This window comes from Gemmiger sp. (genome assembly GCF_036306485.1).
Taxonomy (GTDB): Bacteria; Bacillota; Clostridia; order Oscillospirales; family Ruminococcaceae; genus Gemmiger.
Window position 1 is genome coordinate 1 of record NZ_JAXJZK010000054.1, and the last position, 25,639, is coordinate 25,639.

Here is a 25,639-nt window from a genome sequence, read left to right on the forward strand (position 1 = left end):
CACAGTGTGTTGTGCAGTCCCTCCACGGACCGTTCCGATAGCGGCTGTCCATCCGTCAGTTTAGGCTCTGAGCGCATGGCTTCGTAGAAGGCACGGATGGTTTCCTTGCGAAGGTCGGTCAGTTTGTAATGCCCCAGTGCTGGCAGGATGCGCCGGAGATCCTGCGGGTCACGGGAATAGGTGCTGGCGGGCGACTTGCCTGGGGCGATATCCCGCAGCCAGTGCTCGGTATACGCTGCCAGCGTCATGGCATGGTTCACGGGCTGTGGGTCATGCCGTACTTCCCGCTCGAACAGAACTGCCTGTTCGTTCAGCCATTTTTTGCACTGGCCGGGCGTGAGATCTTTCGGTGGGCGTACCGTTTTTTGTGCAGCTTTCAACCGGTTCCCTTCGTAATCGTAGCCGCGGGATATTACGATAAGATAACTGTTTTGCCCTCGTTTTCGGATGCTTGCCATCTTGACCACGCCGCTGTGTATTGACACAAAGCAATCGCCAAACCCAACGAAGAACGGTCACAATACTTGTGCAAACCGGACAAAACACCAAAAGGTTGCAAACATGACGAATCGTGAGGGTTCTTCCGAAAGGGCTATGCTTGCGTGGGCTGGAGAAAAGCAACATCACACAAAGCCAACAAGGAAAGGCGGTAAAAACCGCGGCCGGAACGGAAGATAGCAAGAGCACGGCTTTTTTAGGAAAGACTATCCCGTAATGACGAGCAGGCGGGTGAATCCAACAGCATCCAGCGCCAAAAATTCATGTTGACTTTTTTCGATTTGAGGTATATACTGTGAACCGTTCGAACAAAATAGATTTGAGCGAGGTGGGAGTATGCACGATTACGCTGCGGATGCAAAGGTTTTCAAAGCCTTCTGTGATGTGAACCGTTTGCAAATTCTGGAACAGCTTCGCAGCGGCGAAAAATGTTCCTGTGTTCTGCTGGAAAAACTGCATATCAGCCAATCAACCTTGTCCTATCACATGAAAATCCTGTGTGATTCAGGCATTGTAGTCGGCCGTGCAGAAGGCAAATGGACGCACTACGGAATCAGCGACGAAGGCAGTCAGTATGCAAAAGAGCTGTTGCAGATTCTGACCCAAAAAAACATCTGTGGCACAGAATGTACTTGCCAGAAATAGAAGCCATCGGCTGGCCGATGGCTTTTGTTCGGAACATTAAATCGAAAAAATTAGAACTATATATCGGCAAAAGGAGAACCTTTTATGGAAGCGATTCGTACGATCTGGCTGTTTTTCCAGGATCAGATCCTTGGAATGAAATGGATGAATGCTCTGATCGGGAATGCCCTGACGGCAATGGGCTTATCTCTTGACAGCATCATCGGCGGTGCATTGCAATTTTTCATCTACGATACCGTCAAAATCTTTGTTCTGCTCTCGGTACTGATTTTCGGTATTTCTTACATTCAGAGCTACTTTCCACCGGAGCGCACCAAGAAGATTCTGGGGCGGTTTCACGGCATCGGCGCCAACTCGGTGGCAGCGCTGCTGGGTACGGTGACGCCTTTCTGCTCCTGCTCCTCTATCCCTATTTTCATGGGCTTTACCAGCGCTGGTTTGCCGGTAGGCGTGACCTTTTCTTTCCTGATCTCTTCCCCGATGGTGGATCTGGGCTCGCTGGTCCTGCTGATGAGCATCTTCGGGGCAAAAATAGCGGTTTTGTATGTTGTTCTCGGTCTGGTCATTGCTGTTGTCGGCGGCACGCTGTTGGAAAAACTGGGGATGGAGCGCTATGTGGAGGACTTCATCAAAAATGCGCCTCACATTGAAGCAGAAGGGCAGGAACTGACCCGCCATGACCGCGTGCAGTTTGCAAAAGAGCAGCTGCTCGGAACCATCAGGAAAGTTGCCCCCTATATCTTTGTCGGTGTAGGCATTGGTGCCTTTATCCACAATGTGGTTCCCCAGGAGTGGGTGGAGATGATCCTGGGCAGCGATAATCCCTTTGCCGTTATCCTGGCCACTCTGGTGGGTGTTCCCATGTATGCTGACATCTTCGGCACCATCCCTGTTGCGGAAAGCCTGTTGTATAAGGGTGCCGGCCTGGGCACCATCCTGTCCTTTATGATGGCCGTTACCACGCTGAGCCTGCCTTCTCTGATTATGCTGAAAAAGGCGGTAAAGCCCAAGCTGCTGGCTACCTTTATCGCGATCTGCACCGTAGGCATCATCATCGTGGGGTATTTCTTCAACGCGATCCAGTTCCTGCTGATCTGAGGGAGGTTTTCTCTATGTTTACTGCAATCCTGTATCTGGCCGGCGCAGTGCTGCTGGGGGCAGCTCCGTGTACGGCCATGGTGTTTGTGTGGAGTACGCTGACCAAAGGGAATCCTGCCTACACCGTGGTGCAGGTGGCAACCAATGACCTCATCATCCTGGTGGCTTTTGTACCCATTGTGAAGTTCCTGCTGGGCGTATCCAATGTGGTTGTACCCTGGGATACTCTGATTCTTTCCGTGGTGCTGTTTGTGGTGATTCCTCTGGTGGGCGGTGTGCTGACCCGGTCTGTTGTGGTGAAAAACAAGGGGCTGGACTATTTTGAAAACACTTTTCTGAAAAAGTTTGACAATGTGACTGTTATCGGCCTGCTGCTGACCCTGATTCTGATTTTTGCCTTCCAGGGCGAGGTCATTGTGAACAATCCGCTGCACATCGTGCTCATTGCCATTCCGCTGACCATTCAGACCTTCTTTATCTTCTTTATCGCGTATCTGGCCGCCAAAGTCTTGAGACTGCCCCACGATGTTGCAGCTCCTGCCGGTATGATCGGTGCGTCCAACTTCTTTGAACTGGCTGTGGCGGTTGCCATTGCCCTGTTTGGGACCACCTCCCCGGCGGCTCTGGCTACCACCGTGGGCGTACTGACGGAAGTTCCGGTGATGCTGATGCTGGTGAAGATCGCCAATTCCACGAGAAAATGGTTTGAGTAATAGGAGAAAAGAAGATGAGCAAAGGTTGGTATCCGGTTATTGATTACGACAAGTGCGTAGGCTGTATGGCCTGCAACGATATGTGCCGTCATGGTGTGTATAAACCGGACGGCCCTGACGGAAAACCCAAAGTGGTCTATGGAAATGGTTGCGTTCACGGCTGTCACGGATGTGAACGTCAATGCCCTGCTGGAGCAATCCACTATTTCGGGGATGACGGCACGTTGGACATCGATTATGACTATGACACCTATAAGCCGAAGATTGTCTGTGAGGGTAAGCCCAAGGTGGCGTTTGTCTGTGTTCACAATTCCTGTCGCAGCCAGATTGCGGAAGCTCTTGGCAAAAAGCTGGCCAGTGATGTATTTGAAAGTTACTCTGCCGGTACTGAGTTGAAAGACCATATCAATCCCGGTGCGGTGCGGATGATGAAGGAGCTCCACGGGATTGACATGGAAGAAACCCAGTACAACAAACTGATCTCCGACATTCCCCAGCCGGATGTGGTAATCTTCATGGGCTGCAATGTCAGCTGCCCCAATGTGCCTTCTCAGTATGCGGAAAACTGGGGGTTGGAGGACCCGTCTGGCAAAGAGGATGCCGTCTTTGCTGAAACGATCGCTCAAATTGAAAAGAAGGTTCTGGCGCTAAAAGAAAAGTTGCGTTGAAACGGATCTCTTACCTATGTAGTAGGTGCTCACTTCAGCCAGACCGCGAAAGACACCTTGGAGGACAAAATGAAGCGCTTGATGCGGGATGATGTTAAAACCGCCAGTTTCTGAGGCAAAAATTCGGAAGATATTCCCTTCGAATATCTTGACAACATCCTCCCAAAAGGGAAAAGCCTCATTGTGGGTGTGCCGGACAAACAGAAGCATTGGCGTTCATTCAAGGTGTCACGGTATTCTTCCTCTGCCGGTGCCAGCAGAGACTCAGACAACCCGGCAGCCTCCTCTTTGCAGATATCCTGCGGATGGCAGTAGGTTCGTTCCAGAAAGGCGGTATCTGCGTGTCCCAGCAGGTCGGCTGCCACCTGCTTGCCTGCCATGTTCCAGCAGATAGGCGGCGAAGAAATGCCGCATGGTGTGCAGGTGGTATTCCTCGGGAAACCCGTTCCGGTCATACAGCTGCCGCAGGTGACGGCTGAAGCTGTCGGGATGAATCGGCTTTCCCTTGCGCCGGAAAATCAACCCGTTCCAGTCAGCCCCGTTGCTTTCCAGGGCCTGCTCCGTGAACAGTTCCTCAGCTCATCAAAGACGATCTGCGGCATGACCAAGATGCGGGTGCGGTGGTTCTTGGTGTCACTTTCCAGCACGCCCTGTCCAACCACAGTACTGCGGGAATGCTGGATCTTCACCTGATTCCCGCCGTGCAGATCACTCCACCGAAGGGCATACAGCTCACCGCGGCGCAGACCGGTGGAGAGCGCCATCAGATAGAATACTCGATAGAGCAAAAGCTCCTGCAGAATACACTGCAGGAGCTTTTGCATCTCCCATTGTTGGGGAATGCGCTGCTGAGGCTTTTCCACCCGGACGTTTTCAACCCGATGGGCAGGATGATAGAGCAGGATGTCATTTTTTGCGGCGTCCTGCAGCACAGCGGAAACGGCATCCAGATATTTTTGTACGGTGTTTTCGCTCAGAGGCTTGCCGCCCCGCCCGGGCCGTTTGCGCAGCTCCTCTGCAAATTCCTCCAGGACCATGGGCCGGATTTTGCAGAGCGGCAAACCGCCAATCGCTGGGTATGCCACTTCCAGCATTTTTCGGTAACCGGCCAGTGTGCTGGTTTTGTATCGCTTGGCTGCCCGGTCCGGCCAATGCTCCGCATAGGTCTCGAACTTGGTGTTTTCGCTTTCGTCGATGCCGGTGCGGAATCGTTTTTCCAGGCGCTCAGCCTCCGCATAGACATACTGCCTGATACTGCGCTTGGGAATCTCCTTGGGGACATCCATGGTGCGCGCCTGCATCCGTTTTTCCCCGTTGTAGCATAGTTATTACAAATTGCAATTTTATGCTTTCTTTATCCAAATTGTTAAATATAGGCCGTGCTTGTTCCTCCTTCCTTAAGATGCCTGTGACGTCAGTGACGGTTGTGACGAAACATCCGGTATTTCAAAGTCAGAAGCGTCATAGCCGTCATTCTCGTCATGAGGACAGCTGCAAAGCTGCAGAAGGCGCTGCTTGCTGGTACGCCGGGGACTTACCAAAATACCATACCTTGCCAGTTCCTCTTCATGGCTCTGCAGGTACCGGGACAGCCGAGCCGGCCCCATAAGTTCCCCTCGTCCCCCAGTCGGTCTGTCAATTCGGTGGCGGTACCGGAAAACGGCTTGTCGGCCAACAAACGCTGCAGATGCTCCAGCGGCAGCCGGAAAATTCCAGCGTCAGTTCCACATCCTCGATATCCCGTCCGGTGGCTTGCAGCATAGCCGTCCCCTCCTGGCGCTTTTGGCGGTCGAGATCGATTGTGCCGTCGGCGGCACCGCTCAAACCGTTGGTTCCCGACAGCTGCTTGAAAGGACGACCAGCTGGATGGACGGGTGTTCAGCCGGCATCTGATCCAGTTGCTGCTCCAGCCCGTGACCAATCAAATGCGCATGGCTGCAAAAATACAGACCGGCGGGATCTTCCTCCGTCAGATGCAAAGCACGGGTGTGCAGACGCTGAGGTCCGTCCTCCAAAGAGATGTAAAGAACTTCGTTCCGCCTGGTCTTGAACCCCAGAAAGGGCTCTCCACGGCAGACGGCCAGACAGAGCTGCAGTGCCAGCCAGCTTTTTCCCACCTTGGGCGAACCGCCCAGGAAGTACAACCCGGGTGCCAGCAGCCAGGAGATGGGTTCCATAGGTCGTGCGTAGTATAAGTTTTTAATGTGTCCTGCATTTTCATGCCTCCTTTTGTTGCAGTGGGTACGGGGTTTGGGGAGAGTCCCCAAATTTGCGTTTGGATATCCAAACGCTATGCTTGCAAAACCGTCTGCCAGCAGGTTGGGGGCCTTTTGGCCCCTTTTCCCTCCCAGTCGGTAGAAAAAGCCAGCCGGGAAGGTGATAACGTGATTCACTTTTGGAGAAAACCTGGTTCCCATTTTTCAAAAAACAGGGGGGATGCATCGCCGTTTGCACAGGAATCTGCTACAATACAAACAAAAAGCCGCCGATCAACGGCGGCGGAAAGGAAACCAGGATGCCAACGATATTGATTGACGCAGACGGCTGCCCGGTGGTGGACCTGACGGTGCGAATCGGCCGAGCCCACGGCGTGCCGGTGAAAATCCTCTGTGATACGGCCCATCGCATCGAGCGGGAGGGGGCCGAGACGCTGGTTTTTGACAAGGGAGCTGACAGCGTGGACTTTGCCCTGGTCAACCGGGTACAGCCGGGAGATCTTGTCATCACCCAGGACTATGGGCTTGCCTGTATCTGCCTGGCCCGGCGGGCCAGAGTGCTCAACCAGAACGGGCTGGAGTACACGGCTCAGAACATTGACGGTCTGCTGGCCCGTCGGCATGAAAACAAAAAGCTCCTCCGTGCCGGCAAGCACCCGAAAGGGCCAGCCAAACGCACGAGGGAGCAGGATGAGGCGTTTGCCATAGCGCTGGAGAATCTGTTGAAAGAGTAATGGCAAAAGGAATAAATCAAAACCACCGGTTAAGCCGGTGGTTTGAGTAAGCCCTATAAGGGCATAGTACTAGCAAAGCCCCTCAAGGGGCCTCATAGTATTCTTGCCACCCGTAAACGGGTTAACAAATTCTTTTAGGCTCATCTGGTCTGCTATCTGGTCTTGTTGCAGTTGGTTTTTGATATATTCCTCAATGCGCCTTTGGTTTTTAACTACTGTATCTACAAAATACCCTCTTGCCTAGAAATGCCTGTTTTCATACATGTACTTCAAATTTGTGTGCCTGTCGAAAATCATCAGACTGCTTTTCCCTTTTAAGTATCCCATCACATATGCGATACTGTACCTTGGCGAAAAGCTGATCAGCATATATATATGTAGTCCTGGCATACTTCTGCTTCGATGATCTCGATTCCTTTCTGTTCACGCAACTGTCTCAGTATCTGCCCTATCTCTTTTTTGATCTGTCCGCATACTACTATTCTCTGATACTTTGCTGCGAACACCACATGATATTGACATCTCCACGTTGTGTGGCTTAAACTGTCTACGTCTTTGTTATTCCTCATTTCAAGGACAGCCTCCCTGTTTTTTGAATGTGGTTGGCAAAACCGCATCCTATTCTGCAGGGAGGTTCTCTTTTGTTTATGGCTAAAGCCGTTTTATTCCACCAGAACAGCTGGTGGTTTTTTGTGCTTAAGCACTCAGTATAAAAAACACGAACTTGTGCCGGAACAAGTTCGTGTTTAAGGTACACGTGTGATTGTTGGCACAAGCAGCTTTTGGACGATTGAGCATTGATTTTATAATAAAACGCTTTTTAAAAGGAGAGTATACTTTCTTAACGTAAGCGTTCAAAGTACTCCATCAGCTTCTGGTCACACACTCGTTCCATTTCCGCCTTCTCCTCGGCGGTGAGTTTCTTCCACACCGATTCGTCCACCTGGACAATGCCCAGCGTCCGGGTGTGGCGGAGCATCTGCATATCCTCGAACCGCTTGAAGGGATTGGCCAGGATATTCCGCTCGGCCTCCTTGTCGGTGTACCCGCCCCGGGCAAACAGACTGTTGGGCTTTTCCACCACCAGTCCGGCAGCCCGGCGGCCCTCATAGTAGGCGCGGAAGTAGGCCACGATGTCCGCCAGCTGGATGCGGCCCTTTTCGTCGGCGTGGCGGAGAATCGCCTGGATCAGCACCGGCTTGTAGGAGTAACTCATATCCATCTGGCGCACCATCTCAAGGAAGAGTTCCTTGCGGTTGGAATCGTCGATGAGGGTCCAGCCGTACTGTCTGGCGTAGCGCTCCAGCGTTTCCTCTTTGAAATACTTGAAGGTACGGTGCTCACTCATGGGCACCACCAGGTCGGGCACCAGTTTGCCCTCCCGCACATACCGCTCAATGGTCTCGGTCTGCACGTCCACCCGGCGGACAAACTCCATCTGGGAAATCATCCCGGCGGCCTCGTCCTGCCAGTCGAAGATGTCCACCAACTCGTAGTCGGTGGCATCCACCGGCCAGTTGATGAGGGCTTCGGGCTTCTCGCCTTTGGCGTAGAGGGCAGCCTCGGCGGTCTTCTGGGCAGCGGGGGCCACGGCCAGCTGGCCGGGACGGTATTCTTTCAGCTTGAACAGACGGTGCAGTGACTGGGGCATATTGTACTGGCTGGCGTTGTCCACAAAGTCAAAGACCATCAAGCTCTCTTTCCCTGGGAAAAGCCGCATCCCGCGGCCCAGCTGCTGGATGTAGAGCACCCGGGACATGGTGGGCCGGGCCATGAACAGCACCTCGATTTCGGGACAGTCCCAGCCCTCGTTGAGCAGGTCGCAGGCGCAGAGCACCAGAATTTCCCGGCGGACAAACCGATCCTGGAACTCCCGGCGCTCGGCGGGCTTCATCCCACCCGAGACCGCAGCCGCAGACACGCCTGCCTGCCGGAACAGTTCCGCAATCTGTTCGGCATGGCGCACCGAAGCGCAAAACACCACGGTGCGCTTGTCCCGGACGTACTGCAGCCAGGTGTCCACGATGAGCCGGTTGCGCTCGGGGACATAGATCTTGCTTTCCAGATCCCGGATATTGTACTGCACACTGTTGAACCGCACCCTGGTCAGGTCGATGTTGGTGTGGATGCGGATGCAGCGGATGGGCACCAGCTCGCCGATCTCCACGGCGGTCCGGATGTCCAGCTTGTGGGCGGTGTTTTTGAAGATATCCAGAATCGCCCGGTTGTCGTCGGTGCGATCCGGCGTGGCGGTCAGGCCCAGGGTGAATGCCGGGTGGAAGTAGGCCAGAATCTTCTGGTAGGTGTCCGCGGCAGCGTGGTGGGCCTCATCCACGATGAGGTAGGAAAAGGCATCATCCCGGAAGTCCTCCAGATGGAGCGCCACGCTCTGGACGCTGCCACACACCACATGGGCTTCCGGCTCCTTGATGGCTTCCATGTACCGCCCCACGGTGACCTCCGGCCAGAGAGTCCGGAAGGTGTCGGCGGCCTGGTTGACCAGCTCCTGGGTGTGGGCCAGAAAGAGCGTCCGCCCGCCGCAGCGCTTGGCGTCCATCACGGCGGTGACAGTCTTACCGGTGCCGGTGGCGTGGTAGAGCAGTGCAATGGTTTCGTGCCGGTCCCGCATGGCCTGCAGAGCGTCCAGGGCTTCCCGCTGGTGCTGTTTCAGCTCCAGATGGGCACCGTCCAGCGTTTTGCCGCGCTGGGTGGGTAGATAGTCCTCGATTTCCTTGAACCGGGGCTGACTGCCCAGAAAGACCCGCAGTTCGTCCTTGACCGCCTCGGGCTGGATCTGCATCTGGCGTACCGCCCAGCGATAAACATCCCACCCCAGATAGATCATGCTGTTCTGCTTGAGCAGGTCGTCGTAGAACTTGTTGGAGGAGACCAGACTTTTGTTGTGGGAGGTCTCGTCGTCAATCTCGATGGCCACCCGGCGGCCGCCGTTTTCCAGCAGGAAATCCGCATAGCGGCTGTTCTGGTAGATGTCGAAGAAGGGATACTGGGAATAGAGATACCCAGCCTTCTCGGCACCGAAGGTTTCGCTGAACAGATCGATGAAAAGGTCCTCGGCAGCACTGCCGGAGAGTGCGTGATATACAGCCATACCGATACCTCATTCGTTGCAGACTTCTATTTCGCCCAACAGCTCCAGCCGTTTGCGTATGGCTTTTTCCGTTCTGCCGTGATGCTGTGCCAAACTGGGAATATCCGTGCCGCGGCGAAATTCTTGTAACAGTTGGGATTCTTCTTCCTTGCTCCAGGGCTTTCCGGCATTCTGCGGGTGCCCGGCGGAAGCGGAAACCACTTCCTTCAGCAAAATTTTTTTGGCAAAGCCGCCGCGCTGCCGGCGCTTCTCTTTTCGCAGTGCGGTCAGTTCGTCCCAGGTCCAGCCCCGGGCGGCCACGACAGCACCCATGACCTCCAGCAGGTCGGCCAGTTCTTCCAGGGATTTGCTCTCCTGGTATTCGGCCAGCTCCTCGTTCAGCTTTTCGTCCAGCAGCTGGAGGTAGGCTTCGTCGGAGAGGGATTCCCAGGTGCAGGTTTTGCCGGAGGCCTCGATGATCTCCGGGATGCGGTCCCGGACCAGTTTGTGGTACCTTTTCTTTTTGAGGGAAGCATACAGGCTGAAAGGAGGAGCGGCACAAGAATTCTGCCGTGCGATTTCCGCAGCCATCATTTCGTACTGGTACTGGATGGTTTTCGGCTCTGTGCCGTTGGCCAACTTTTGACGAACGAATTCGGCCGGAGAACGGCCAATCCTGTCCTGAAAGGCTTTCTCAAACTGCTGACGCTCGGAATCTTTCTTCAATCCAATCCCTCCCTCGGCGTTTTTCATCGTACAGACAATTTCAGTATACCGCTTATGGCATTCAATAGAGTGGATGCGCAACAGATCTGATCCTATTATAGAATAATTACTTTTACTGAACAAGGTAAAACGCACCCGGGAGCACTCTTCCTCCCGTCACAATCCCTCGACAAACTTCCCAATCACCCCGTTCACTTCATCTGGCGCATCGGTGTTGGCATTGTGTCCAGCCCCGGGAATCCACACCAGCGGGATGCCGGTGTTTTTGTGCCAGGCCTTGTTGTACCGGATGCAGGAACCGGCATGATCTTTTTCTCCGCAGATCAGCAGCGCCGGACAGGGAATTTTGTAGGGGAGGTCGGCTTCCATGGCTTCGGCCAGCATCCGCATCCCATGGCCTGACAGTCTGGCGTATCGTTCCTGGTCGCCGTCGTAGGTCATCATCATGGCGTGCATCAGGGCTTGTCCATAGGCAGAGGTGGCCACCCCTTTCGACCCGGTTTTCAGCAGGGACTTCCACGGGTAGTGGCGATAGACCGGCTCCATCCGTTTCAGCAGCCACAGTTCGAGGCCCGTCACATACGTTCGCTGCAGAGGGGCCGAATCAATGGCCACAAAGCCCTTCAATTTCTGAGGGAACAATTCCGCATAGGCTTGTCCCACATAACCGCCCATGGACTGCCCTACGATTACCGGCTGGCACAGGGCTTCCCGGCAGAGAATCTCGTCCAGCCATCTTGCCTTGTCCATCAGGGAAAAGGTCAGCCGGAAGGGCCAAGAAGCGCCATGGCCGGGGGCGTCCCATACCAGCAGATTGTATTTTCCTTCGAAACAGGCAACCTGTTTGTCAAACAGCCGGTGGTCAGCAGTCAGCCCCGGCAGAAAAACCAGGGTGATGGCTGCGGGGCCGAGGTCACTGTTCACCCAGTAATGAATCTCCCCACAGGGCGTTGCGTAGAGCTTTTCCTGCATGGCTGTCACCTCCTGCGATTTCTCATTTGCTTTCATTATACAGCAGACCTGGGGAAAGCACAGCCCCTTGGAGCAGCATTGGCAGCCGCCAGCATCTGTTTATCATCACAAAAATCAGCGCTTGGATTTGCGTATGTCGCAATATCCGGGCGCTTTGTTATGGCAATTTTGCCTTCAACACCCTTTGCGGCAGCGTACACCGAGCACTCCGCTTTTTGAGCCCCAGGCTTTTCCTGTTGATCTGCACAATACCGCATGGCTCCTTTGGGCAATTCCCACAAAGTTATATGGCTGTGTATCTGTCATCCCTTTTAACGTACACAGTCTATGGTATACTTGAAACAAACTAGAGCGTTTCCTGAAAGAAGGGGCTGCACGGGATGACCTATTTTGCCAAATCCAGAGACGAAAACGGGTTACAGCCTACCAACCGGGAGCACTTGACCGCCGTAGCGGAATTGGCGCAGCGGTTTGGGGCGGAGATCGGTATGCCGGTTTGTGCCTGGATCTCCGGCCTGCTTCATGATTTCGGCAAATACAGCCTGGCTTTTCAAAAGGTCCTGGACGGGACGGCCTCGAACATCGACCATGCAGTCTGCGCGGCGGTTTTTCTGTGCGCCGCCGTCTGTCCCCGCCGCCCGTCTTACCGAATCGTCGCGGCAGTCACGATGGCGCACCACAGTCTTTTACATTCCTATGACGCCATGCGCCCGGAACTGACCGAGCTGTTCCACGGCCGGGGAAGCCGACTTTGTTCTACCGGGAAACAGGCTGCCCTCTTCGGCCAGACGGAGTATGCGGCGGCGTGGCAGGCTTTCTTGCAGGATTTTCCCGATTTTCAATTCAAGGCATTGGAAAAGTCCCCCGACGAATTGCAGGAGGAGACGATGCTGCGTACCCGGCTGCTCTTCTCCTGCCTGGTGGATGCGGATTACACGGCGTCGTCCGGGCAAGCGCTGCCCCCAACCGACCCTCTCGTCCCTGAAGCCCTGCTTCAGCGGTTGTACAGCCGGATGGAGAAGCTGCGCAGCAGTTCCCGCGCTGACGGAGCGTTGAACCGTCTGCGGGATCAGGTGTTCCGGCTGTGCGGTGACGCCGGGGATTCCGCCCCCGGGTTGTTTACCCTGACAGCGCCCACCGGCGTGGGCAAGACCCTGGCGCTGCTGCACTTTTCCCTGCGGCACTGCGCCAGATACGGCAAACGCCGGATTATTCTGGTTCTGCCCTTCCTCACCTTGACCGAGCAAAGCCAGCGGGTATATTCCACACTGGTTCCCCACATTCTGGCTGATCACAGCCAGAGCCGCCTGAGCGAGGAAGAGCGCGAGCTGGCCGCCCGCTGGGATGCGCCCTTTATCATTACGACCTCGGTGCGGTTCTTCGAGAGCCTATTCCGCTGCCATCCGGGGGATTGCCGCAAGCTGCACAACATCGCAGACAGCGTGATCCTGTTTGATGAAGCCCAGAGCCTGCCCGCAGACCTGGCCGCCGCCACCATGAAGGCCGCGGCGTCGCTATGCAGGAGTTATGGGTGCACGATGGTGTTTTCCACCGCCACGCAGCCAGACTTTGCCGCTCTGCCGAACCTGACCGGATGGAACCCCCGCGAGATTTTGCCGGATACCGGGCAATACTATGCGGCGCTGCGGCGCACATGGGTCGATTGGCGGCTCAAAGTCCCCACGCCGCTCCCGAAGATCGCCGCAGAGATGGCGCACCAGGGCAGCGTGTGTGCCATCGTGAACCTGCGCCGCCACGCCCGGCAGCTGTATGAGGCGCTATGCGAATCCTGTCCGCCCGATGAGAAAAACTCCCTGTTTTACCTGACGACCGATTTGTGTCCGGCCCACCGCAGTGCGGTGATCGAGACCATTCAGGCCAGATTGCAGGCAAACAAACCTTGTCGGCTGGTGGCAACCCAGTGCGTGGAGGCTGGCGTGGATCTGGATTTCCGGGCGATGTACCGGGCACTGGCCCCGCTGGAGGCAATCATCCAAGCCGCCGGACGGTGCAACCGCAACGGGAATGTTCCCGGCGGCGGACGGGTCACCGTGTTCGTACCCGAGGACAGCGGCCGCCTCTACCCGGGCGAGAGCTATCAGCGGGGCGCGGAGATCGTCAAGTTGCTGTGGGCTTCCGGTAATCTGGACATCCATGACCCGGAGAGCATTACCGCCTATTACCGCCGCCTGTTCAGCGCGACGCAGGAAAAGCCCGCCCTGACCGCTGCGCTTCGCAGTGAGGATTATGCAGGCGTTGAGCAGGCGTACAGGCTGATCCAGAACCACGGCGTCCAGGTGATTGTCCCTTATGAAGGGCAGGCTCACTTGTTCCAAACCATCGCTCAACGCGCCCGGGCCGAGGGGCTCACGGCAGGCCTGCTCCGCGACGCCGCCCCCATCACGGTGTCCTGCTACAACGAGGAGCTGGTTCGCCTGCATGGTGAGCCGGTGTATCCGCACAGACGGCCGGGGGATTTTCAGCGTGAAAGCGATGTGTACCTGCTGGCTACCGGTCATGAAGGCTGCTACCGCGCGGACATCGGTTTCAACCCGGAGGATTTAAAGGCGGACGATGGTCTTTTTCTGTTCTAAAGCCGCTTGACATGGAACTGAATTTTAATCACGCTATTTATAACAGCGAATAATAACTGAAAATTGAAATATAAAGAGTATGATTTTTATGCCGGTGGATTCCGGCACAAGACACAGGAGGTGATCCTTTGGAAGTCGTCGTGGAAGTGTGGGGGGATTTTGCCTGCTTCGCACAACCCATCGGGAAGGTGGAACGTCTGACCTACCCGGTACCCACACCTTCGGCCGTGCGGGGAATTCTGTCCAGCATTTACAGCAAGCCGAAGGAGTTTTACTGGCAGGTCAACCGCATCGAGGTGCTCAATCCCATCCGGTACATCAGTTTCAAGCGCAACGAAGTCAAGTCCAAAGTGCGGGACAAGCCCATCTATACCGATGAGGACCGTACCCAGCGCCAGACTGTCGCCCTGCGGGATGTCCGCTATCGCTTTGCGGCCAGCATCTGCCCGCGGCCGGATTTTGCCGGGACCGCGGCGCAGCTGTACGCCCAGGCGCTGCGCCGCATCCGCGAGGGAAAGGCCTTTGTGCAGCCCAGCCTGGGGCTTAAAGAATTCGTGGCCTATTTTCAGGAGGGGGATAGCGTGAACGGCCCCCATCCCATCCCGGTAGACATGGACCTGGGGTTGATGGTTTACGATGTGTTCGACCTGCACGATGCCGCTGTGCGCAAAAAGGCGCAGACCCGCCTTTCGCTGTACCATTGTGTCATGGAGCAGGGGGTCATCCGGGTGCCGCCTTACGATAGCCCGGAGGTACTGAAAGGAGAGGCCTTATGCTGAAAGCTCTCTACGACTACGCCGTCCGGGAGCAGCTAGTCCTGCCGCCCGGCTACGTCAGAAAAAGCATCCGCGCCTATGTTTCTCTCGCCGAGGACGGCACCTTTCTTGGCATCCTGCCGGGCAGCGAAGAAAAGGTCCCCTGCCCGGATATCGGCAGCATGGCCAACAGCGGCGATAAGTGCAATGTGCTGGCGGTCCGGCGCAGCATCCTGTTTCCCCACGACACCGAACCGGCCGGCAGCACCAAAAAATCCGAGCGCGAGGCCAACGCCGCCAAGACCGCCTATTTCAGCCAGACGATGGCCGACGCAGCCAAAGCAGAACCTTGCCTGACCTTCTGCCTGCACGCCATGCAGGACCCCGGAACCTCAGCCGCCGTCCTTGCCGAGCTGGACCGGATGAAGGTGCGTGCTGGTGATGTGGTCAGCTTTATGATCGACGGGCAGAGCATCCTGGAACTGCCTGGCGTTGTGCGCTGGTGGGAACAGTTCCGGCGGCAGTTTGCCCCCGACCCGGGCAAAGAGCGGAAAGTTCCCTGCCTGATCACCGGGCGGCTCACCGTGCCGATGAAAACCGTTCCGCCCATTTCCGGTCTGTCTGTTGTTGGCGGGCATGCCCGGGGCGATGCGCTGATCTGCTTTGATAAGGACGCTTTCTGCTCCTACGGCTTGAAACAGGCCGCCAACGCCCCTGTATCGGAAGAGGCCTTTGCTGGCGTCAAGGCCGCGCTGGACGACCTGCTGGTAGACGCCCCCATCTTGGCCGGCATGAAGTTTGTGCACTGGTATGACAAGCCCATGGAGCCCGAGGAGGATTCCCTGAACCGCATCTTCGGGGTCATCCCCCTGGAGGAGGATGGCGGGAGTGACGGGGATGACACACCCTCCGTGAATCCCCACGAGGCGCGGCGCCAGGCGGATGCGCTGATCGGCAGCGTGAAAACCGGCCGCCCTGTCCATGAGTTGCCCAACCAATATTACATTTTGCTGCTTTCCGGGGTGAACGGCCGCGTCATGATCCGCGCCTACCAGCAGGGAAACTACCACCGGCTGACCGAAAACCTGCGGCAATGGGAGAGCGACCTGGCCCTTACCAATCGTGCGGGTACCGGCCTGATGAAGCCTGCCAAGCTTTCCGCCCGGCTGATCCGACTGATCGCCCGTCAGAACACGGACCAGAAGGTGTTTGAGCGATTGGCGAAGGAGCTGGCCGGCCTTATGCCCGCCATCATCCAAGCCATTTTGAATGACCGCCCGTTGCCCGACGCAGTCATCAGCCGGGCACTCGCCTATATACGTTCCCAGATGTTCAGTTCCTCGGAGGAGGAGCAAACACGCAAGGTGCCGGACCCCTGGGCCTGCCAGTGGCTCAAGGCCTGGCTCTGCCGTCTGGAGCGTACCCTGTATCAGAAGGAGGAGCTTGCTGTGGAATACAATGCCAACCACCCAGAACCGGCCTATCACTGCGGCGCACTGGTCGCCGTATACGGCGCGATCCAGAACGCGGCCATGCCGGAGGTAAACGCCAGCCTGATCGACCGCTATTACGCATCTGCCAGTCAGACGCCCGCCCTGGTATTGGGGCAGCTGGCGCGGATGTCCAACTATCACCTTGCCAAGCTGGAAGGGCGCAAGACCTATTTTGCCAATCTGCGCGATCAGGTCGCCTGCGCCATCGGGAACAGCATTCCCACGGTGCTGCGGCCTGAACAGCAGGCCTACTTTGCGCTGGGGTATTACCAGATGTGCGCCAAACTGGAACAGGATCGCCGGGCGCGGAAAGCCGCCGCGGTCGCCAAGGCAAATGCATGAGGAGGAATGTATGATGGCCATCCAAAACCGTTATGAATTTATGTACTATGTTTCCTGCACCAACGCAAACCCCAATGGAGACCCCGACATGGGCAACACCCCGCGCATTGATCCGCAGACCATGCAGGGCTTTATCACCGATGTGGCCACAAAGCGTCGAATCCGCAACTATATCCAAACCGCCTACGCCGGCCAGCCCGGTATGAACATCATCGTACAGCAATCCACCAATCTGAACCGCCACATTGCCCAGGCCAAGCGCGCCGCCGGCGTGGAGGACTGTGCCAAGCAGAAGGAGGCAGTCTACGCCGGACGCAAAAAGGCGTGTGAACTCTTTTACGATGTGCGCACCTTCGGAGCCGTCATGTCCACCGGCCCCAATGCCGGGCAGGTCCGCGGCCCGGTCCAGATCACCTTCGGCAAAAGCCTGGACCCGGTGCTGCCCATGGATATTGCCATCACCCGCGTGGCGGTGGCCGACCCCATTAAAGAGGGAACCGTCGAAGATTATCTGAAGAAAGAGGCCGAAACCTCGGAGGACAAGCTGCGCACCATGGGCCGCAAGCAGCTGATTCCCTTCGGCCTGTATGAAGTGCGGGGCTTTATCAGCGCCAACCTGGCTGCCGAGACCGGCTTTGATGACGCCGACCTCAAGGTGTTGTTTGAGGCGATCCTGAATATGTACGAACATGACCACTCAGCCAGCAAGGGGGAGATGTCGGTGGTGTCGCCGCTGATTATCTTCAAGCACGTTGGCACCGATACCGACGCGGCGCAGCGTGTCCGCCAGGCCAAGCTGGGCTGTGCACCGGCGCACAAGCTGTTTGAGCTGGTCCATGTGCAGAAAAAGCCCGAGGTGCAGTTTCCCCGCCGGTACCGGGATTACGATGCCAGCGTCGACACCAGCCACCTGCCCGCCGGTGTGGAACTCGGCTTCCTGAGCGACCCCTATGCACAGGTCAGCTGGGGTGAACTGCCCGCCGGAGAGGACTGGTTCCGACTTGCGTGACGATACAGACTACCTGCCCCTTTCCTGGCTGTCCCAGGTGGATTACTGCCCGCGGCGCGCCGCGCTTTTGCTCAATGAGCGGGTCTGGGTCGAAAGCGTCGACACCGCCAGGGGACGTGCGGAACACGAGCGGGTACATGACAGGCGCGTCGAGCGCCGGGGCGATGCGCTGAAATTGTACGAGTACACAGTTTTCTCCGACAGCATGGCAATCTGGGGAAAATGCGACTGTATCGAGGCCTGCCGCTGCGAGCATGGGTGTCATATCCGGGCGGCAGACTTTCCTGTCGCGCTATACCCTATCGAGTATAAACACGGCTCGGTGCGCCGGGAGAACTCCTACATGATCCAGCTTTGCGCCCAGGCCCTCTGCCTGGAAGAAATGTTGAACACAACCATTCCCTGCGGTGCACTCTTTTTTATCTCGGCCCACCGACGTATGGAGGTGGAATTTACCCCCGAACTTCGCGCCACTGTGCGCACACGGGCCGCAACCCTGCGGGAACTGCGCGAAAGTATGCGCGTGCCGCCCGCCAGTTACAGCGCCAAATGCAAGCGGTGTTCCCTGCGGGAATACTGTATGCCAAAAGTCAAGACCTCCGCAAAAGGATATTGCCAGCGGCTCACACAGGAGGCAGCCGGGGAGGTGGAATTTTGAAAAAACTGCTCAATACGCTATACATCCTGACCCCCGACAGCTATCTGTTTTGTCGGAATGAAACAGTATGCGTAAAAATTGGCGAGGAAGAGAAAGTGTCGATCCCTGCACTGAGCATTGACGCTATCGTCTGTTTCGGCAAGGCCACAGTATCCACCCCACTGATCGGCTATTGTGCAGAGCGCGGCATCTCACTGGTATTTCTTTCTCCCCACGGGCAGTTTCTTGCCCGCGTGGAGGGGCCAGTCAGCGGCAATGTCCTGCTGCGCAAACGCCAATACGAAAGTCTGCACGAGCCAGCGTTCGTCGCCGCATTTGTGCGCAGTCTTTTGCTGGCCAAACTGCGCAACAGCAAAGGCGTCCTGCTGCGCTGTGCCAGAAACGAATCGACTGGCGACGGAGCTTCCTTGTACCGGGCGGCGGAGCGGCTGGGTGAGCTGGCGAAGAACCTCAACGCAGCGGAATCCATCGATGCCATGCGTGGGATCGAGGGCGCAGCTGCGACCATCTACTTTTCCTGTTTTGACCAGATGCTGGGCGCGTCCTGCCCGTTCCGTTTTGAGAGCCGGAGTCGCCGACCGCCGAAAAACGAGGTCAATGCGGTCCTGTCTTTCGTTTACACGCTTTTGTGCCGGGAGGTGCAGTCTGCGCTGGAGACGGTAGGCCTGGACCCGGCGGTCGGTTACCTGCACACGCTGCGTCCGGGGCGTTCCTCCTTCGCCCTGGATGTTATGGAGGAACTTCGTGTCCCCCTGTGTGACCGTTTCGTTTTGACGCTGTTTCACCGCAGGCAGTTATCCGCCGAGCATTTTGAAAAGGACGAGGAAGCGGCCTTTCTTAACGAGAAGGGGCGGAAAATCGTCCTTTCTGAATGGCAAAAGCGAAAGGGGGAGCCAATCCTGCATCCGTTTTTGAACGAAAAAGTCCCGATTGGATTGATCCCTTATGCGCAAGCCATGCTGTTCGCGCGGGTGCTGCGCGGCGATTTGGATTGTTACCCGCCATTCGTATGGAGGTAGACTATGCTGGTACTTGTCACCTATGATGTCAACACCGAACAGCGCCAGGGTCAGAAGCGGTTGCGAAAGGTCGCCAAATTGTGTGAACGCTATGGCATAAGGGTCCAGAACTCGGTGTTCGAGGTGCTTGTGGATGCCGCTCAGCTGGAGACTTTGAAAGCAGGCCTTTCGTCGGTCATCGACCATAAGCAAGACTCGGTTCGTTTTTACCGCCTTGGCAATCACTATCAGCCTCGGATTGATACGATGGGACGGGTCGGCCCGGTGCAGACCGGGGAGCCGCTGTTGCTATGACCTTCTTATGCGCCGGGGTGACCCGTACAGAATTTCCTGGCAGGTCGGCGCAGGAAAAGCCTTTCCGCTTTTGAACTTTTGGCAATGACGTGTATAAATTTGCTCTTGCCTTTTTTGGAAACCGGCAGTTTTCGTGCTATACAGCCGCGTTCTCTTGTTGTTTTGAACAAGAAAAAGCAATTCTTTTGTGCAAATTTGCCGTCGCCCCCCACGCGGGGGCGTGAATTGAAATAATAGGCACAATGCACAAAATAACAGGCAAAACGTCGCCCCCCACGCGGGGGCGTGAATTGAAATCGGTGCCGTGTCCAGTCCGTACGACCTTCCCACGTCGCCCCCCACGCGGGGGCGTGAATTGAAATTTGTCAATCGGACGATAGATTGCCAGCATCCCAGCAGTCGCCCCCCACGCGGGGGGCGTGAATTGAAATCATGTGCACGGCCCAGAAGGCCGGGACGCGCTCAGTCGCCCCCCCACGCGGGGGCGTGAATTGAAATGATGGAGGATATGTGTACAACCGCTGCCATCTAGTCGCCCCCTGCAGGGGAACGCGAAATGTTTCTAGTAAAAAGTAACCATATTGGTTGCGGCTTGACCACCATCTGACCACTCCTTCTTTCCAGCCGGTTCCGGCAATCGCTTTTCACGCTTCAATATTCTTTTGTACACTCCCCCAGCGCCGGATCTGTGCAGGGCACGGTATCCGGCGCTGGGGGGAGTGGGGCGTGATCAGGTCCGCCAACCAAAAAACGCAGCACCCGTCGGGGTGCTGCGTTGGTTTTTACGGCCGGGCGGTGGTGACGGCGTCGAAGGTGCCGTCCAGGGTGTTGTCCAGACCGAAGACGACATGGCTGAGGGTATAGCGCCCGTCGTCGAGGAAAATCTCGATGAGGTTTTCCTCCACAAAGACATCGAGGGCGCAGCTGTCCCGGCCGACGGGCGGGGTGCTGGCGGTCAGGCGGCTGTCCGGCTGGTTGTCGAAAACGGCGCTGCGGTCGGTGCAGAGCCGGCCGTTCTCCATCCGGATGCGGTAGCCGCCGACATTCCAGGACTGCCCGTTGTGAATCCTGCCCTGCAGCCGCACCGGCCGATGGTCGGCCAGCGGCGACAGGCCGGCAGCCGGCTCGGTAAAGCGGGCGGCCACGTTGGGATGCACCGGGAAGCAGAGCTGCCCGTCCCGCCAGACCACAAGCCGGGGCAGGCTCATCATGCCGCGCCAGGGCGCGCGCCCGTCGGGGGAGTGCTCAATCGGGCAGGGCATCCGCATCCAGCCGATGAGCACCCGGCGGCCCGCCGCATCGGGCGTCGTCTGGGGGGCATAGAGGTCCAGCCCCCAGTCCACCATGGCGGGGGTGCCCCGCAGCGCAAAGCGGCAGGTCCCTTCCTCAAAATCCACCGGCGTCCAGGTGGACTGGTCGGGGTAGTGCAGCCCGTCCGCCGTGATGCCCATCGGGGAGCCGAGCAGAAGCCAGCGGCCGTCCAGGCAGAACAGATCGGGACATTCCAGCGTGGTGCCCAGGGCGGGGTCGGCGAACCGGTTGGCCAAAGTCCAGGTCAGGCCGTCCTCGCTGCGATAGAAGAGCAGCTGCCCCACGCCGTCCCGGGTGCTGCCGAGCACCATCCGGAAACTGCCGTCCGCCGCCCGCCAAACCCTGGGGTCGCGGGTGTTCTGGGGGTCGCCCTCCTCCGGCGAGGCGGGCACCGGCAGGATCTGACGCTTGGCGCTCAGGTTGTCGAACCGGACGCCGTCCGGCGAGATGACGAGGGCCTGGCTGGCCAGGAATTTGTTGTTCAGGGCCCGGTGAATGTTGTCGGGGTTTTCCTCCTCATAGCGGATCGCGGTGTAGTAGAGGCGGAGCGCGCCGTCCACCTCCACCGCGCTGCCGGAAAAGACGCCGTTGCGGTCATAGGCCTTGGAAGGGTAGAGCGCGATACCCCGGTGCTCCCAGTGGACCAGATCGTCGCTGACCGCATGGCCCCAGTGCATGGTGCCCCAGCGGGGCAGATACGGAAAGTGCTGGTAAAACAGATGGTACTGCCCCCGGTAATACACAAAGCCGTTGGGGTCGTTGATCCAGTTGCCCGGCGCTTTCAGATGCAAAAAATCGTGCAGCAAGGCGGGTCCCTCCTTTGGAATCCCGGAACGCCGCAGGCCCCGCGGCCGGCGGCCGCGGGGCACAGGGGTTCCGATCAGAATGTTACTTCCATCCCGTCATAGGCGGCCAGGATGCCCCGCTCGGCACCCCATCGGGTGAGCTCGTCGTGGGTCATCTCGCCGTTGTGGCTGAAGTGGTTGATGACCTTGACGGTGTGGTCATCCACGCAGCCGGCCGCGGTCAGGCGGTCGATCATCTGTTCCACATCGGGCAGGCCCATGTGGTAGCCGCCGATGGTCTTTTTGCCCATCGTGGCGTCCAGACTGATGAGGTCATAGTGCTCGGCGGTGAGCAGCGCCCAGGCCTCCGGGCTCAGGTTCAGGCCGGTGTCATGCCCGTAGAACAGCGTCTTGCCGTCCTTTTTGCAGATGTACACGAGGCACTCCTCGCGCTTGTCGTGGTCGGCGGGCACCGCGATGATCTGCCAGCCGTGACTTTCAAAGCGGTCGCCGCCGTGGGTCACATGGAAGTGCACGACATCCCCGATGGGATGGGGCTTGAACCGGTCCACCAGGATGTGGGCGTCAAAGGCGTCCTTGACGGCCTGGTTGCCGTAGACATCCAGCACGCCGGTGACCCCGTGGCCGAAATGCTCGTGCCGGTGGATCAGATCGGTGGGGAACCAGTGATCCATATGGCTGTGGGTCACCAGCAGTGTTTGAATCCGGGCCAGTTCGAGGTGATTCTGCAGGGCGTGGCAGTAGGTGTCGGGCGGGAAATCCAGCAGCAGCTCCCCGTCCACAATGGCCTGGGTGCGGGTGCGCAGGTTTTTGCCGCCTTCCGCCCGGGCCCGGGTGCAGATGGGGCAGGAGCAGAACAGCGCGGGCCAGCCTTCGGCGGCGGCCGTGCCCAGATAACGGATCTTCATGGGATGTCCTCTCCTTTTCTTACTTGGCGGCCGGGACTTCCAGCAGCGGCTGCAGGGCCTGGCAGGCGCCGGTGTGCACCGTCATCTCGCCGAAGTCGTCGGCGTTGGTCAGCAGGACCGCCACAATGTCGGGGTGTCCCGCGGCGGCAATCTTCTGGCGGTCAAAGGTCAGCAGCTTGTCGCCGGCGTGGACCTGCTGGCCCTGCTCGACAAAGCAGGCAAAGCCGTCGCCCTTCATATCGACGGTATCCACGCCCACATGGATCAGCAGCTCCATGCCGTCGGGGGAGGTGATGCCCACCGCATGGTGGGTGTCGGTGACCGAGGAGATCTCGCCGTCAAAGGGCGCCACAATGGTCTCGCCCTGCGGCCGGATGCCGGCGCCGCGGCCCAGCACACCGGTGGCAAAGGTCTCGTCGGGAATGTCCTCGGAGGCAACGGCCTCACCGGCCACCGGCGCATAGACGGTGCCGGGCTTGACGGTCAGGGCCGGCTGGGGCTCGGCAGCCTTGGGGGCCTCGGGGGCGGGGTCCTTGTAGCCGAACATCCAGGTCAGGGCAAACGCCACGCCGATCGAGATGGCCGCCATGATGATGTATTCCAGCGGATGCTGCAGGCAGAGCAGCAGGCCGAAGATGCCGGTCACGCCGGTGCCGCTGGCGCCCAGATGGACCAGCGAGGCATACATGGCGCCGACGGCACCGCCCACGGCGCCGCAGACAAAGGGCTTGAAGAAACGCAGGTTGACGCCGAAGATGGCGGGCTCGGTGATGCCCATGAAGCAGGAGAAGGCGGAGGGCAGGGCCACAGCCTTGGTCTTGCCGTTTTTGCTCTTGAGGGCCACGGCCAGCGTGGCGGCGCCCTGGGCCATGTTGGCGGCGGAGGCCAGCGGCAGCCAGTAGGTCACGCCGTACATCGAGAGCTGGCCCATGTCAATGACGGTGTACATATGATGGATGCCGGCCACGACGGTCGTGGAGTACAGACCGCCCATGATGAAGCTGCCGATGCCGAAGGGCAGGGTGAGCAGGGTCTGGATGCCGCCGATGATGCCGTTCTCGATGGTGACGAAGATGGGTCCGATGATCGAGAAGGTCAGGTAGCCGGTGACAAAGACGCTGACCAGCGGGGTCACAAAGAGGTCAAACATGGCGGGCACGATCTTGTGCAGCCGTTTTTCCAGGAAGCACATGACCCACACCGCGATGATGACCGGGATGACGTGGCCCTGGTAGCCGACCAGATCCACCGAGTACAGGCCGAACCAGACACTCTGGGTCTGCTTGACGCCCTCGGTCGCGACGGTCCAGGCGTTCTGCAGGTTGGGGTGAATCATCATCATGCCGATGACGGCGCCCAGATACGGGTTGCCGCCGAAGGCCTTGGCCGCACTGTAGGCAATCAGGATGGGCAGGAAGGTGTACGCCGTGTTGGAGAAGAGGTTGGCGAACACATAGATGGAGCCCGAGGTGTCGATGTTCAGGAAGTTGTTGTTGACCATGAAGTTCAGCGCTTCCATGATGCCCATCAGGAAGCCGCTGGCCACGATGGCCGGAATGATGGGCACAAAGATGTCGCCCAGCGTCTTGATGGCCCGCTTGAAGGGATTCTGGCGCGCGGCGGCCGCGGCCTTGACCTCCTCCTTGGTGGCGGCGTTCAGGCCCGAGATGGCGATGAACTCGTCATAGACCTTGTTCACGACGCCGGTGCCCAGAATGATCTGGAGCTGGCCCGAGGCGCTGAACACGCCCTTGACGCCCTCGATGTCCTCCACCGCCTTGGCGTCGCACTTGGCATTGTCCACCAGGACCAGCCGCAGCCGGGTGGCGCAGTGCGCAGCCGAGACAATGTTTTCCTTTCGCCCGACCTTGTCGTAGATCTCCTGGGCTACTTTTTTGTAATCCATTACATTCCATCCTTTCCAAAACGTGTTGATTCAGTCCCCCGCCCGGGGGATCGGATACCGGAATTGAGAAGGCCGGGGGTTGTGAATTCGTATTCACAGCCGGGCAAAAAAACCTGCCCGCCGTCTGGAGGCGGCAGGGGTCAGGTGCTTTCGCGCAGAATCAGTTCTGCCGAAAAGGGGCGCAGCATGGGGGGCCGCTCCCCGGGATGTTCGATGCGGTCCAGCAGCCAGGTCACGGCCTCGCGGGCCATCCGGGCGGTGGGCTGGCGGACGGTGCTCAGCCGCGGGTTGAGGAACCGTCCCATAAAGGTATCGTCAAAGCCGATGACGCCCACCTGTGCGGGCACCGCGACGTTGAGCTCCCGCAGGATGTCCAGCGCCTGCAGGGCGTAGATGTCATTGCCGGCAAAGACGGCGGCCCGGCCGTCCTGCTCCGCCAGCCACTGGGCAAGGTCCCGGCGGAACCCGTCGTGGTCGACCAGAACCCGGTTGGTGACGGCGCTGCCGAGGCCGTGCTCGGTCAGCCAGCGGCGGAAGCCGACGTATTTGCCGTCATAGTCCTTGCCGATGAAGAGGAACCGGCGGTACCCCTGCTCCGCCAGGCAGGCCGCCACCTGGGCGCCGGCGGTCGGGTGGTCCACATAGAAGGAATCCAGCCCTTCGGCCCGGCGGGTGATGGTCACCACCGGGACATCCAGCCGCTGCACATAGCGGTACCACTGCGGGCTGGTCTCCCGGATGGGAACGGCCAGCACCCCATCCACCCGATAGCGCCGCACCACATCCAGGTATTCCTCTTCGTTGGCGGGATTGTAGTCGCTGTTGAACAGGATGATGCTGTACCCGCGCTCCCGGGCGCAGATCTCGATCTGTTTGGTCAGGTCGGCGAAAAACCCGTTGGAAATATCCGTCACCAGCACACCCAGCAGATGGGTGGGGCTGCCCTTGAGCCCTTTGGCCAGGGCGTTGAGCTGGTAATCGTGTTCCCGGGCACAGGCCAGCACCCGCTCGCGGATCTCGGGGGAGACTTTGGGGTTGCCGTTGAGCACCCGGGAAACCGTCGGCTGGGACACATGGGTCAGCCGCGCGATCTCGGCCATGGTGATCATAGGAAATCCTCCGTGAATTCGTATTCTTGCGCTTCCATAGCTATTCTACAATACCTGGCGGGGCAATTCCATTCGTG

22 protein-coding genes and 4 pseudogenes are annotated in these 25,639 nt (G+C 58.1%); 14 read left to right on the forward strand and 12 right to left on the reverse strand.

Annotated features, from left to right (window positions below):
* Positions 1-458 (reverse strand): tyrosine-type recombinase/integrase (locus tag U0L91_RS11715; protein WP_481804533.1); only part of this gene is annotated, 458 nt, incomplete at its 3' end.
* 376 nt (positions 459-834) lie between these two features.
* Here U0L91_RS11715 and U0L91_RS11720 point away from each other — a divergent pair.
* From U0L91_RS11720 to U0L91_RS12585, 6 genes and pseudogenes are all read left to right on the forward strand, one after another.
* Complete coding sequence (locus U0L91_RS11720; protein WP_330047168.1) at positions 835-1,143, forward strand: ArsR/SmtB family transcription factor; 309 nt, start codon at positions 835-837, stop codon at positions 1,141-1,143.
* Positions 1,144-1,227: 84 nt separating this feature from the next.
* Positions 1,228-2,241, forward strand: coding sequence for a permease (locus tag U0L91_RS11725; RefSeq protein WP_330047170.1), 1,014 nt, complete (start codon positions 1,228-1,230; stop codon positions 2,239-2,241).
* Positions 2,242-2,273: 32 nt separating this feature from the next.
* Positions 2,274-2,954, forward strand: a pseudogene (locus U0L91_RS11730) (arsenic resistance protein); the annotation flags it as partial.
* Between the two features lie 14 nt (positions 2,955-2,968).
* A pseudogene (locus U0L91_RS11735) lies at positions 2,969-3,046 on the forward strand (4Fe-4S binding protein); the annotation flags it as partial.
* A gap of 171 nt (positions 3,047-3,217) precedes the next feature.
* Entirely contained in the window at positions 3,218-3,622 is a 405-nt protein-coding gene (locus U0L91_RS11740; RefSeq protein ID WP_330047215.1) for an arsenate reductase ArsC, read from the forward strand.
* 48 nt (positions 3,623-3,670) lie between these two features.
* A pseudogene (locus U0L91_RS12585) lies at positions 3,671-3,736 on the forward strand (transposon-encoded TnpW family protein); the annotation flags it as partial.
* A gap of 404 nt (positions 3,737-4,140) precedes the next feature.
* Here U0L91_RS12585 and U0L91_RS11750 read toward each other — a convergent pair.
* The 3 genes from U0L91_RS11750 to U0L91_RS11760 all read right to left on the reverse strand — a co-directional run bounded on the left by U0L91_RS11750 (position 4,141) and on the right by U0L91_RS11760 (position 5,799).
* Positions 4,141-4,923 (reverse strand): site-specific integrase, encoded by a 783-nt coding sequence (locus U0L91_RS11750; RefSeq protein ID WP_330047172.1) that lies wholly within the window; start codon positions 4,921-4,923, stop codon positions 4,141-4,143.
* A 334-nt stretch (positions 4,924-5,257) separates the two neighbouring features.
* Positions 5,258-5,383, reverse strand: a complete 126-nt coding sequence (locus U0L91_RS11755) for a hypothetical protein (RefSeq protein ID WP_330047174.1) — start codon at positions 5,381-5,383, stop codon at positions 5,258-5,260.
* Between the two features lie 59 nt (positions 5,384-5,442).
* Positions 5,443-5,799 carry an AAA family ATPase gene (locus U0L91_RS11760; protein ID WP_330047176.1) on the reverse strand — a complete coding sequence of 119 codons (357 nt, stop codon included), beginning with the start codon at positions 5,797-5,799 and terminating at the stop codon, positions 5,443-5,445.
* 338 nt (positions 5,800-6,137) lie between these two features.
* Between U0L91_RS11760 and U0L91_RS11765 the strand changes: the two genes are divergently transcribed.
* Positions 6,138-6,572, forward strand: a complete 435-nt coding sequence (locus tag U0L91_RS11765) for a YaiI/YqxD family protein (RefSeq protein ID WP_330047178.1) — start codon at positions 6,138-6,140, stop codon at positions 6,570-6,572.
* A 69-nt stretch (positions 6,573-6,641) separates the two neighbouring features.
* On the opposite strand, the pseudogene tnpA reads toward U0L91_RS11765, so the two are convergent.
* The 4 genes and pseudogenes from tnpA to U0L91_RS11785 form a co-directional block, all read right to left on the reverse strand.
* Positions 6,642-7,141, reverse strand: a pseudogene (gene tnpA / locus U0L91_RS11770) (IS200/IS605 family transposase).
* A gap of 272 nt (positions 7,142-7,413) precedes the next feature.
* Positions 7,414-9,681, reverse strand: a complete 2,268-nt coding sequence (locus U0L91_RS11775; RefSeq protein WP_330047180.1) for a DEAD/DEAH box helicase — start codon at positions 9,679-9,681, stop codon at positions 7,414-7,416.
* A gap of 9 nt (positions 9,682-9,690) precedes the next feature.
* Positions 9,691-10,386: a nucleoside triphosphate pyrophosphohydrolase gene (locus U0L91_RS11780; protein WP_330047182.1), complete on the reverse strand. Its 696-nt coding sequence runs from the start codon at positions 10,384-10,386 to the stop codon at positions 9,691-9,693.
* Between the two features lie 156 nt (positions 10,387-10,542).
* The gene (locus U0L91_RS11785; protein WP_330047184.1) at positions 10,543-11,358 is read right to left on the reverse strand and encodes an alpha/beta fold hydrolase; all 816 of its coding nucleotides are present in this window, start codon (positions 11,356-11,358) and stop codon (positions 10,543-10,545) included.
* 380 nt (positions 11,359-11,738) lie between these two features.
* Between U0L91_RS11785 and U0L91_RS11790 the strand changes: the two genes are divergently transcribed.
* From U0L91_RS11790 to cas2, 7 genes are all read left to right on the forward strand, one after another.
* Positions 11,739-13,952: a CRISPR-associated endonuclease Cas3'' gene (locus U0L91_RS11790; RefSeq protein WP_330047185.1), complete on the forward strand. Its 2,214-nt coding sequence runs from the start codon at positions 11,739-11,741 to the stop codon at positions 13,950-13,952.
* A gap of 128 nt (positions 13,953-14,080) precedes the next feature.
* On the forward strand, positions 14,081-14,731 hold the full coding sequence (cas5c, locus tag U0L91_RS11795) for a type I-C CRISPR-associated protein Cas5c (protein WP_330047187.1): 651 nt from the start codon (positions 14,081-14,083) through the stop codon (positions 14,729-14,731).
* Positions 14,725-16,542: a type I-C CRISPR-associated protein Cas8c/Csd1 gene (gene cas8c / locus U0L91_RS11800; protein ID WP_330047189.1), complete on the forward strand. Its 1,818-nt coding sequence runs from the start codon at positions 14,725-14,727 to the stop codon at positions 16,540-16,542. The genes cas5c and cas8c overlap by 7 nt, the downstream gene beginning before the upstream one ends.
* A 10-nt stretch (positions 16,543-16,552) precedes the next feature.
* On the forward strand, positions 16,553-17,551 hold the full coding sequence (cas7c, locus tag U0L91_RS11805; RefSeq protein ID WP_330047190.1) for a type I-C CRISPR-associated protein Cas7/Csd2: 999 nt from the start codon (positions 16,553-16,555) through the stop codon (positions 17,549-17,551).
* Positions 17,544-18,209, forward strand: a complete 666-nt coding sequence (gene cas4, locus U0L91_RS11810) for a CRISPR-associated protein Cas4 (RefSeq protein ID WP_330047192.1) — start codon at positions 17,544-17,546, stop codon at positions 18,207-18,209. The genes cas7c and cas4 overlap by 8 nt, the downstream gene beginning before the upstream one ends.
* Positions 18,206-19,228 carry a type I-C CRISPR-associated endonuclease Cas1c gene (cas1c, locus tag U0L91_RS11815; RefSeq protein ID WP_330047193.1) on the forward strand — a complete coding sequence of 341 codons (1,023 nt, stop codon included), beginning with the start codon at positions 18,206-18,208 and terminating at the stop codon, positions 19,226-19,228. Before cas4 ends, cas1c begins: the two co-directional genes overlap by 4 nt.
* A gap of 3 nt (positions 19,229-19,231) precedes the next feature.
* Positions 19,232-19,522: a CRISPR-associated endonuclease Cas2 gene (cas2, locus tag U0L91_RS11820; RefSeq protein ID WP_330047195.1), complete on the forward strand. Its 291-nt coding sequence runs from the start codon at positions 19,232-19,234 to the stop codon at positions 19,520-19,522.
* A gap of 782 nt (positions 19,523-20,304) precedes the next feature.
* Here cas2 and U0L91_RS11825 read toward each other — a convergent pair.
* The 4 genes from U0L91_RS11825 to U0L91_RS11840 all read right to left on the reverse strand — a co-directional run bounded on the left by U0L91_RS11825 (position 20,305) and on the right by U0L91_RS11840 (position 25,562).
* Positions 20,305-21,639: a glycoside hydrolase family 32 protein gene (locus tag U0L91_RS11825; RefSeq protein ID WP_330047197.1), complete on the reverse strand. Its 1,335-nt coding sequence runs from the start codon at positions 21,637-21,639 to the stop codon at positions 20,305-20,307.
* Between the two features lie 74 nt (positions 21,640-21,713).
* Entirely contained in the window at positions 21,714-22,547 is an 834-nt protein-coding gene (locus U0L91_RS11830) for an MBL fold metallo-hydrolase (protein ID WP_330047198.1), read from the reverse strand.
* 19 nt (positions 22,548-22,566) lie between these two features.
* Positions 22,567-24,453 carry a PTS sucrose transporter subunit IIABC gene (locus U0L91_RS11835; protein WP_330047200.1) on the reverse strand — a complete coding sequence of 629 codons (1,887 nt, stop codon included), beginning with the start codon at positions 24,451-24,453 and terminating at the stop codon, positions 22,567-22,569.
* 140 nt (positions 24,454-24,593) lie between these two features.
* Positions 24,594-25,562, reverse strand: a complete 969-nt coding sequence (locus U0L91_RS11840) for a LacI family DNA-binding transcriptional regulator (RefSeq protein ID WP_330047202.1) — start codon at positions 25,560-25,562, stop codon at positions 24,594-24,596.
* Positions 25,563-25,639: the final 77 nt, after the last annotated feature.

Bases quoted from the DNA above. Each gene is read 5' to 3' on its own strand.
- U0L91_RS11755 (WP_330047174.1), bottom strand. From the start codon at position 5,383: ATGCTGCAAGCCACCGGACGGGATATCGAGGATGTGGAACTGACGCTG.
- cas2 (WP_330047195.1), top strand. From the start codon at position 19,232: ATGCTGGTACTTGTCACCTATGATGTCAACACCGAACAGCGCCAGGGT.
- cas8c (WP_330047189.1), top strand. From the start codon at position 14,725: ATGCTGAAAGCTCTCTACGACTACGCCGTCCGGGAGCAGCTAGTCCTG.
- U0L91_RS11790 (WP_330047185.1), top strand. From the start codon at position 11,739: ATGACCTATTTTGCCAAATCCAGAGACGAAAACGGGTTACAGCCTACC.
- U0L91_RS11835 (WP_330047200.1), bottom strand. From the start codon at position 24,453: ATGGATTACAAAAAAGTAGCCCAGGAGATCTACGACAAGGTCGGGCGA.
- U0L91_RS11830 (WP_330047198.1), bottom strand. From the start codon at position 22,547: ATGAAGATCCGTTATCTGGGCACGGCCGCCGCCGAAGGCTGGCCCGCG.
- U0L91_RS11765 (WP_330047178.1), top strand. From the start codon at position 6,138: ATGCCAACGATATTGATTGACGCAGACGGCTGCCCGGTGGTGGACCTG.
- U0L91_RS11840 (WP_330047202.1), bottom strand. From the start codon at position 25,562: ATGATCACCATGGCCGAGATCGCGCGGCTGACCCATGTGTCCCAGCCG.
- U0L91_RS11725 (WP_330047170.1), top strand. From the start codon at position 1,228: ATGGAAGCGATTCGTACGATCTGGCTGTTTTTCCAGGATCAGATCCTT.
- U0L91_RS11785 (WP_330047184.1), bottom strand. From the start codon at position 11,358: ATGCAGGAAAAGCTCTACGCAACGCCCTGTGGGGAGATTCATTACTGG.
- U0L91_RS11775 (WP_330047180.1), bottom strand. From the start codon at position 9,681: ATGGCTGTATATCACGCACTCTCCGGCAGTGCTGCCGAGGACCTTTTC.
- U0L91_RS11720 (WP_330047168.1), top strand. From the start codon at position 835: ATGCACGATTACGCTGCGGATGCAAAGGTTTTCAAAGCCTTCTGTGAT.
- cas7c (WP_330047190.1), top strand. From the start codon at position 16,553: ATGATGGCCATCCAAAACCGTTATGAATTTATGTACTATGTTTCCTGC.
- U0L91_RS11760 (WP_330047176.1), bottom strand. From the start codon at position 5,799: ATGGAACCCATCTCCTGGCTGCTGGCACCCGGGTTGTACTTCCTGGGC.
- U0L91_RS11750 (WP_330047172.1), bottom strand. From the start codon at position 4,923: ATGCAGGCGCGCACCATGGATGTCCCCAAGGAGATTCCCAAGCGCAGT.